General features: G+C 69.4%; 7 protein-coding genes. 5 read left to right on the forward strand and 2 right to left on the reverse strand.

Annotated elements, in window-relative coordinates; genetic code table 11:
- Positions 1-263: 263 nt before the first annotated feature.
- Positions 264-671, forward strand: coding sequence for a hypothetical protein (locus ETD86_RS50460; RefSeq protein ID WP_138673739.1), 408 nt, complete (start codon positions 264-266; stop codon positions 669-671).
- A 128-nt stretch (positions 672-799) separates the two neighbouring features.
- Here the strand turns inward: ETD86_RS50460 and ETD86_RS50465 are convergent, their stop codons facing one another.
- Both ETD86_RS50465 and ETD86_RS50470 read right to left on the reverse strand, forming a co-directional pair.
- Positions 800-3,949, reverse strand: a complete 3,150-nt coding sequence (locus tag ETD86_RS50465) for an AfsR/SARP family transcriptional regulator (RefSeq protein ID WP_138673740.1) — start codon at positions 3,947-3,949, stop codon at positions 800-802.
- 296 nt (positions 3,950-4,245) lie between these two features.
- The gene (locus ETD86_RS50470) at positions 4,246-5,307 is read right to left on the reverse strand and encodes a YihY/virulence factor BrkB family protein (protein ID WP_138673741.1); all 1,062 of its coding nucleotides are present in this window, start codon (positions 5,305-5,307) and stop codon (positions 4,246-4,248) included.
- Between the two features lie 160 nt (positions 5,308-5,467).
- On the opposite strand from ETD86_RS50470, the gene ETD86_RS50475 reads away from it, so the two are divergent.
- From ETD86_RS50475 to ETD86_RS57660, 4 genes are all read left to right on the forward strand, one after another.
- Complete coding sequence (locus ETD86_RS50475) at positions 5,468-5,953, forward strand: MarR family winged helix-turn-helix transcriptional regulator (protein WP_138673742.1); 486 nt, start codon at positions 5,468-5,470, stop codon at positions 5,951-5,953.
- Between the two features lie 291 nt (positions 5,954-6,244).
- Positions 6,245-7,162 carry a nitroreductase gene (locus tag ETD86_RS50480; protein WP_211370832.1) on the forward strand — a complete coding sequence of 306 codons (918 nt, stop codon included), beginning with the start codon at positions 6,245-6,247 and terminating at the stop codon, positions 7,160-7,162.
- Between the two features lie 8 nt (positions 7,163-7,170).
- Entirely contained in the window at positions 7,171-8,019 is an 849-nt protein-coding gene (locus ETD86_RS50485) for an aldo/keto reductase (protein WP_138673743.1), read from the forward strand.
- Positions 8,020-8,182: 163 nt separating this feature from the next.
- Positions 8,183-8,391: hypothetical protein (locus tag ETD86_RS57660; RefSeq protein WP_211370834.1), on the forward strand; the 209-nt coding region annotated here is incomplete at its 3' end.

An 8,391-nucleotide genomic window follows, 5' to 3' on the forward strand; every position in this document is an offset into this window, starting at 1 on the left:
GATGGCCCGGATCGAGCGACACGAACAGAAAGAGCACCACTTCCAGCAACCCGCCGGCTGCGGCCACCAGCCTGTCGCACTACCAGCGGCCCTGTGAACCCTCGAATGACTTACGAACTGGACCACTAAGGCCGGGGTCGCCCGAGGGTGAGATCCCCTCGGGTGACCCGACCTGATCCATCGAGAGACCCCGGGCATCAGCAGGACCGCATTCCACCCTCCGTCCGTTCACGTGAATGTCAGGTTCGAAGGAGTACACCAGCATGTCCATCACCCTTTCCGACCAGGACAAGGCCACCCTGCGCACCGCCGCCTACGGCGCCGTCTCCCTGATGTCCGCCGCTGATGCCGCCGGCTCGCCCCACAGGGCCGCCACCGACGGCTCCATCGCCCTGGCTTCGGCGACCGGCCTGGTCGGGCACGTGCTCGCCGCGAAGAGCAAGGACATCAACCTGTACGGCAAGTCGGTGGCCGAACTGGCCGACCACGTGCTGCCGGCCCTGACGGCAGCCATGAGCCTGCTCAAGAAGCAGGATCCGGCAGAGGCCGACAACTTCCGCAGCACCGTCCTCATCGCCATCGACGCAGCCGCCCGCACCCACCAGGGCCGGCCCAGCCCCACCATGGCGGACATGGCCCGCAAGATCACCGAAGCCCTCGACGCCGCTTGACGGGACGCCGACCCCGCTCGAGATCTCCGGCAGGGCTGACCGGCGTGCCGCCGGCGGGCTCGACCATCACGACGATCGCCTGGTGCGTGGGCTCGCGTTGATCGGCTACCGGTGGGCGCGCGCGACGTTCACGAAGCGAGCGTGATCTCGGCCAGCTCACGCCAATCGCGCCGCTGTCCGGCACGGGTGGCCTCGGTGAACACGGTTTCACCGAGGCGATCCCGCGTGTCCGCGGCGATCCTGGAAGCGTCCGGCAGCGAACGATCCGGCGTACCGCGCACGCCGTCGCTTGCCGCTAGCAAGCGCGCGGCCTGCTCGTACTGTCCCTGGCGCAGCGCGAGATCCGCGATCCCGATCAATACCTCGGCGATCAGCGGCGGATACGTCGTCTCCACAGCTACGCGGAACGCCTCGCTCCGATGCGCGCGGGCCTCCTCGAGATCCTCGGTGAGGTAGCCGTACAGGTCCATGGACTTGGCGCGGGCCACGTCGCTCAGTTCCTCGTTGCCCAGCATCGCCCGCACCGTGGCCAGGTGCTGGTGTGCCTTGTCCGGCTCGCCGCGCCAGCGCGCCAGCCGCGCCTTCGAAAGCTCCAGCTCGGCAAGCGTGTCCGGCCAGGTGATCCCGTCCGCGTACCGCTGCGCTTCGGCCATGGCGGAGGTGCTGGACCGCTCATCGCCGAGCAGCCAGTACAGCTGAGCCTGCCGCGCCCGCAGGCCGACCGCGTCCTCGGTCGCGCCTACCTCGGTCAGCGCCACAGCCGCCTCTTCGTAGTGCTCGCACGCGCGTGCGGACTCGCCGCGCATGGCGAGCCGATCGGCCAGGAAGGTCAGCGCCCACGACATCCCCCACCGGTCACCCAGCGTGCGGAACTCGGCAAGGGCGATTTCGGCGTCGCTGTCCACGTCAGTCTCGTCGCCGCCGAGCGTGAGCCGCAATCGGCCACGGGTGAGCCTGGCCTGCGCGCGCACCCACGGATCGTCGTCGGCGATGAGCGGCTCGAACGCGGGCAGGAAGTCCGTCGGCTCCTGCAGCATCCGCTCCAGCGGCGCCACGAACCCGAGCAGCGGGTTGCGATACCCGCTGCGCTGGATGAACCGGTGCGCCTCGAGGATCCACTCCCGCGCCTGATACTGATCGCGGCCTGGCCCGGAGGTCATGAATATGGTCACGATGGCGTACGCCATCGCCCGCACCTCATCGGACACCTCACCCTTCAGCGAGGCCGCCGCGATGCTCAACTCGGTGCCCTCGGTCCGGTGCCCACTGAGGTACCAGTACCAGCCCACGGCCCCGACCAGCCGCATCGCCTCCTGGGCCGATCCCTCGGCGATCGCCCCGCGCAGGGCCGTGCTGATGTTGTCGTGCTCGGCATCGAGCGTGGCCAGCCATTCCAGCTGCTCGGCCCGACGCAGGCGCGGATCGGCCGCCTCGGCCAGCTCGGTGAAGTAGGCAAGGTGCGCCCGGCGCGCCGGCTCGGTTTCCCCGGCTTCGGCGAGCCGGTACGCCGCGTATTCCCTGATGGTGTTGAGCATCCGGTAGCGCGGCGTGCCGTCACCGTCGCCGTCGGCAAGCAGCAGCGACTTCTCGATCAACGCGGTCAGCAGGTCGAGCACCTGCTCCCCGGCGAATGCCTCGCCCCCGCACACCCGCTCGGCCGCATCCAGGCTCACCCCGCCGGAGAACACCGAGAGCCGCCGCAGCACGCCACGCTCGGCCTCGGTCAACAGATCCCAGCTCCAGTCCACGACCGCGCGCAGCGTCTTGTGCCGGGAAAGCGCCGTACGGCTGCCACCGGTCAACAGCCGGAATCGGTCGTCGAGCCGACGTGCCAGCTGATCGATGGACATGGTGCGCAGCCGTGCCGCGGCCAGTTCGATCGCCAGCGGCATCCCGTCGAGCGCCCGGCAGATCCGCGCCATGGCCGACAAGGTGTGTGCGTCGGAGCCGATGTCCTTACGCACCAAATCCGCGCGGTCCCGCAGCAGCCGTACCGCGGGCGAGGTCCCGACCTCGGCGGGGTGCGCTCCCGTCGCGGGCAGCGCGAGTGGCTCGACCTGCCACAGCACCTCCCCGGTGATACCGAGCGGTTCCCGGCTCGTGGCCAGAATCCGCAGCCTCCGGCACTCTCCCAGAAGCCGATCCGCGAAAGCCGCGGCCGCCTCGATCACGTGCTCGCAGTTGTCCAGGATCAGCAGGGCCGCGCGCTCCCGGAAGGCGGCGATGAGCCGATCCATCGGTTCCCCGCCCCGCGCGTCACCGAGCAATGCCTGGTCACGCAGGCCGATCGCGGTAAGTGCGGCCTGCGCCAGATCACCGCCTGCCCGCACCGAGGCCAATTCGACCAGCCACGCCCCATCCGGCAGCTCCGTGAGCATCGTCCGCGCGGTCTCCGTGGCCAGCCTTGTCTTGCCGGAGCCACCCGCCCCCGTCAAGGTGACCAGTCGGTGCCCGATGGCCAACACGGCGACCGCGGAGATGTCATTGTCCTTGCCCACGAAACTCGTCAGCTCGGCGCGCAGGTTCGTCCTGCGGTTCTCCGCCCGCTCGCCCAGCTCGCCCCGCAGCAACGCGGTGTGCAGCGCGGAGAGCTCGGCCGATGGATCGGTGCCCAGCTCCTCGGCGAGCCGCTCGCGCGTTCGCTGGTACACGGTCAAAGCCTCGTTGCCACGCCCCGCCTCGGCGAGCGCTCGCATCAACGCCGCCACGAACCCCTCCCGCAGCGGATACGCGGCAACCAGCTCGGTCAGCTCGGAGACCAGCTCCGAGCCACGGCCGAGGCGGATATCCGCATCCACCCGATCCCCGAGCGTGGCGACGTAGAGCTCGTTCAGACGCGCGACCGCGGCGTCGAACGCATCGCTGTCTCGCAGTGCGATGTCCGCCATGGCCGTACCACGCCACAATGCCAAGGCCGAGCGCAGCAGATCCGCCCGCACCGCAGGCTCGGCGGCACGGGCCTGACCGACCAGGTGCTCGAACCGGCACACGTCCACGGCGTCAGGAGCCACGGCCAGCCGGTATCCGCCGGAATCCGCCTCGATCACACCGTCCGGTAACACCTTGCGCAGCCGGGACACCAACGCCTGCACGGCATTCACTTCGTCCGCGGGCGGCTGTTGCCCCCAAATCCAGTCGACCAGCCTCGCACGCGTGACGATCCGGCCAGGTTCGAGGGCGAGTGCAGTCAGCAGTGCACGCAGCCGAATCCCAGGGACCTCCACCACGGCGCCCTCGTGGTTCCGGACCTCGAACGGCCCAAGCACTCCAACTTGCACATCAGTCATTGTGCCGAACCGTGGCGACTAACCGCGACTGCGCACCATCCGCCAAAACCACCGACCTTCATCGGATCATTGTCATCGCAGGCCGGGCGGATGTGTTGGCTGCGTCATCGCAGGTCGGGCGGATGCGTTGGCTTCCCGGCGGATGCTACGGCAACCCCGGGCCGGCGGAGGTCCCGGTGTGCCGGCCGGAGTCTGACGCCGATGAGGCAAGAGATCTAGGCTGCTCGCCGAGGGAGCGTCCAACCGCAACGTGTGCGCTGAGTAGCCGCCGAGGCCCAAGGACGGGCTCAGGCGTCCGAGCGGCTCACCCGCCTTCGCGTGCGGCGACGACCGATCAGCTCACCCACAGCGGTGATCACGGCCGATCCGACCTCGCCCACCAGGGGCTCGCGCTCCTCCTCCGCGGTGGGCCCCGAGTCGGGGTGCGCGGGCTCGACGCAGCCGGCACGGCAGGCCTCCAGCTGGGCCGCGAACGCCATCCCCAAAAAGAGCGCGATCGAGCTGAGGAACGACCACAGCAGCAGCGCCATGACGGCGGTAGGCGGCCCGTACGTGTCGCCGAAGGTGCTGTTGTGCTCGGTATAGAGGGCCAGGGCCAGGGTGAAGAGCGTCCATAAGCCCAGCGCCACCAGCGCTCCCACGGCCAGCCACGTATGGCCGGGCTGCCTGCGCCTCGGCGAGGCCCGGAACAGCGTGACCGTGGAGGCGAGCGCGAGCAGGAATCCGAGCGGCCAGCGGACGAAGGCGAAGGCCTGGCGGGCTCCGTCGCCCCAGCCGTACGTCTCGCTCAGTGCGTCGCCGAGCTCACCCCCGCTCACCAGGACCGTGAATCCGGTGATCATGCAGATCCCGGCGGTCAGCGCGAGCACCACCGCCCTGGCGTACTTGCGATGGAACGGCCGGTCGCGCTCGATGCCGTAGATCCGGTTCGCCCCCCGCTCGAACTGCGCCATCGCGCTGGCCAGCGCGGCGAGCGTGGTGGCCAGGCCGAGCCAGAGCGCCAGCTCGTCCCTGGTGCCGTTCCCGCCTTGGAGCACCTGCGTGACGGCCTCGGCGCCGCTCCCGGGTGCCAGCGCGCTCAGCGTGAGCCGCAACACCCGGCCCAGTTCCTCTTGATGGGTGACCGCGCTCAAGCCGACCAGGGCGATGGCGCCGGGGATGATCGCCAGGCAGATCTGGAAGGCGAGAGCCCGCGAGTGGCTCATGCCGTCGCCGTAGCGGAACCTGACGAACGAGTCGTGCACGAAGTGCCAGCCGCCGTACTTGCGCAGCGTCTCCCACGCGTCGTCGGCGGACAGCTCCTCGCCGCTCATGGTGCGGGTCTGGGGGACGGTGACCGTGGATCCCACGGCGGACGTTCTACCCCGCTTCCCGGCATTCAAGTGGTTCGCAGCCTATTGCCGAAACGGGGGATCCGCCCTGTGGAAGGCGCCCCCCAACGGCCCGGTCCGTGCATTTAATTTCATATGATACCGTATCGAATGAGAGGATTGTGGGTAATATGCTCTCATGACCGCCGACGCTCCTGACAGAACCACCGCTTCGCGTGCGACCGATCGCCCCAGGGGCGCCACGCCCTTCGCTCTCGGCTTGCTGCTGCGCCAGGCGCACTGGCGTGCGGCCACGGTGATGATGGAGGCGCTTCGGCCGCTCGGCATCGAGTTGCGGCATTTCGCCGTGCTGATCGTGCTGGTCGACCGCGGGCCCACGGTGCAGCGGGACTTGGCGGCGGCGACGGGGTCTGACAAGGCCGGAATCATGCGGGTCGTGGACGATCTGGAGCGTAAGGGGCTGGCCGTACGCAAGAGCGTTCCGGGGGACCGGCGGGTGCGGGCGGTGGAGATCACGCCTCAGGGCGTCGAGCTTTTCGACGCGGCCCATGTGGCGGCGGAGTCGCTGGCTGAGCGTCTGGTTGCCGCACTGGGGCCCGGCGAGCCCGAGCAACTGAGGGATCTGTTGACCCGGTTCGCCTATCCCTCGGGCGGTGAGGCGTAGGCCGGGCCGCGCGCCGGTGCGCGGCCCGCGCAGTCAGGCGGGCATAGGCGTCGTTCCGGGAGTGGGATAACACCCTCGAAGACTCGACGCCAGGGACATCGTTCAGCCACCTCACCCTCACGGCCTTGTAGTGATCGGCAGCGACTCGGCGCCGAACATCACTCAAGGCCGTCCCGCTGTCCGCGAAACGGCTCACGGCTCACGAAATTGTATTGATTGATACCATCGTGGATGATACAGTCGTGAACGTAACGGAGCTAGGCACGTCGAGCAGATGGGGAGGTAGCGATCGTGGACGTCTACGAGGCGGTCATGAGCCGACGGGCGGTGCGCGGATTCACCGACCAGCCTGTTCCGATGGAGGTGCTGGAGCGCGTCCTGTCCGCCGCGGCCTGGTCGCCGTCCGGATCGAACCTCCAGCCGTGGCACGTCTACGTGCTGACCGGCAGGCCGCTGGCCGAGCTCAAGAAGCGCGCCGGCGAGCGCCTGGCCGCAGGCGACCCCTGGGACGAGCGGGAGTACGAGATGTACCCGCCCGCGCTGAAGTCCCCCTACCACGAGCGCCGATCCGCCTTCGGCAAGGAGCGCTACGGCGCGCTCGGCATTGCGCGCGAGGATTGGGAGGCGCGCCAGAGGGCCGCCGCCGAGAACTGGGACTGCTTCGGCGCGCCCGCCGCCCTGTTCTGCTACATCGACCGCGACATGGGCCCGCCGCAATGGGCCGACGTCGGCATGTATCTGCAGACCGTCATGCTGCTGCTCCGCGCCGAAGGGCTGCACAGTTGCCCGCAGATGGCGTGGTCGGTCTATCGCAAGACCGTCGCGGAGGTCCTGTCACCCCCGGACGGGCTCATCCTCTTCTGTGGCATGTCGATCGGGTTCGAGGATCCCACGGTGAGGCATGCCCGTACGGGCCGGGCGCCGCTCGACGAGACGGTCACGTTCGTCGAAGGTTCAGCACCGCCACCGCATATGGCGCGACCGGGGCGTCTCCCGGCTGCGGTGCCTGTCGGCGCTCGGTGCCGGCCACGCCGCCGGCCGGTCGAGCACCACGCAGAAGCTGATCCACGGCACGCTGCTGCGGTCGATCCACCCGTACGAGGAGATGGCGGACGGGCGCAGTGGATTCCCGGCCTGTACCCCAGGGGCCCCGCTTCGGCGCCGACCAAAGTGGCCCTGCTTTCTCGCAGAGACCACCTCACATCATGAGGAGAGACATGACCAACCAGCTCCGCCTCGGCGGCGACCTGACGATCGACCGGCTCGGCCTCGGAGCCATGCGCCTGCCCCAGGGCCGTCCGGGCGGTCCCGCCCGCGACCCTGAGCCCAGCCGCGCCGTCCTGCGCCGCGCCGTCGAGCTCGGCGTCAACCACATCGACACCGCCGACTTCTACCGCAGCGGGAACGGCTCGGTACGCGCCAACACCCTGATCCGCGAGGCCCTGTCCCCGTACCCGGACGATCTGGTCATCGCCACCAAGGTCGGCCCGGTCTTCGGTCCCGACGGTCCCCGCCAGGGCACCGCCGCCGATCTTCGGCCCCAGGTCGAAGCCAACCTCGAGAGCCTGGGCCTGGATCGCCTGGACCTGGTCTACCTGCGCATCGGCATGGCGGAACCTCCACATGGCGAGTCGCTCGCCGAACGCTTCGAGGTGCTCGCCGCGCTGCGCGAGGAGGGACTGATCCGCCATCTGGGCATCAGCAACGTCGATGCCGGTCATCTCGCCGAGGCCCGCACGATCGCTCCTGTCGCGGCCGTCCAGAACAACTTCAACATCGCCAATCGTGACGAGACGGCTGTCCTGGACGCCTGCACGCAGGCCGGCATCGCCTTCGTCCCCTTCTCCCCCCTCGGCGGCGGCAGGGCCGACATATACGACCCCGGCCTGGTCAAGGTCGCCGAACGGTACGGCGCCACCGCCCATCAGATCGCCCTGGCGTGGCTGCTTGCCCTGTCCCCGGTCGCTCTGGCCATCCCGGGCACCGGTTCCGTGGCTCACCTGGAGGAGAACGTGACCGCCCGGTCGATCACTCTCACCGAGGAGGACCTCGCCGGCCTCGCCTGATCGCAACAGAACCGCATCCTTGCGGTCGCAGCGTGTTGTCGCCGATCAGGGCGACGACTTGGACGAACAAGTCGGCCGACGGAGTCACCGATTTGACGGCCGCCCGGTCCTGGTTGAGGAACGAATCCGATCAAACGCCGTGGTGAGAGAGGACGGACGGACCATGAGAGTTACCTATCGCCGGAGATCGGCCTCCTCGGCTCTCAACGGCGTCAGCGACCGCGACTCGCCGGGTGGTCACGGCGATGAGCAGCGTCAAGCCATGACGGGCGACGAGGGGACGCGCTCCTCGTCATCGAGCCACCCGGACGGGGGCCCGGTGGGCTTGCGCGCCCTTCCCCGTCCCGTGGCAGTGGTGGTCGGGGGCGGGGG

The sequence above is a fragment of the Nonomuraea turkmeniaca genome, assembly GCF_005889735.1.
Taxonomy (GTDB): Bacteria; Actinomycetota; Actinomycetes; order Streptosporangiales; family Streptosporangiaceae; genus Nonomuraea; species Nonomuraea turkmeniaca.

Bases quoted from the DNA above. Each gene is read 5' to 3' on its own strand.
- ETD86_RS50460 (WP_138673739.1), top strand. From the start codon at position 264: ATGTCCATCACCCTTTCCGACCAGGACAAGGCCACCCTGCGCACCGCC.
- ETD86_RS50475 (WP_138673742.1), top strand. From the start codon at position 5,468: ATGACCGCCGACGCTCCTGACAGAACCACCGCTTCGCGTGCGACCGAT.
- ETD86_RS50485 (WP_138673743.1), top strand. From the start codon at position 7,171: ATGACCAACCAGCTCCGCCTCGGCGGCGACCTGACGATCGACCGGCTC.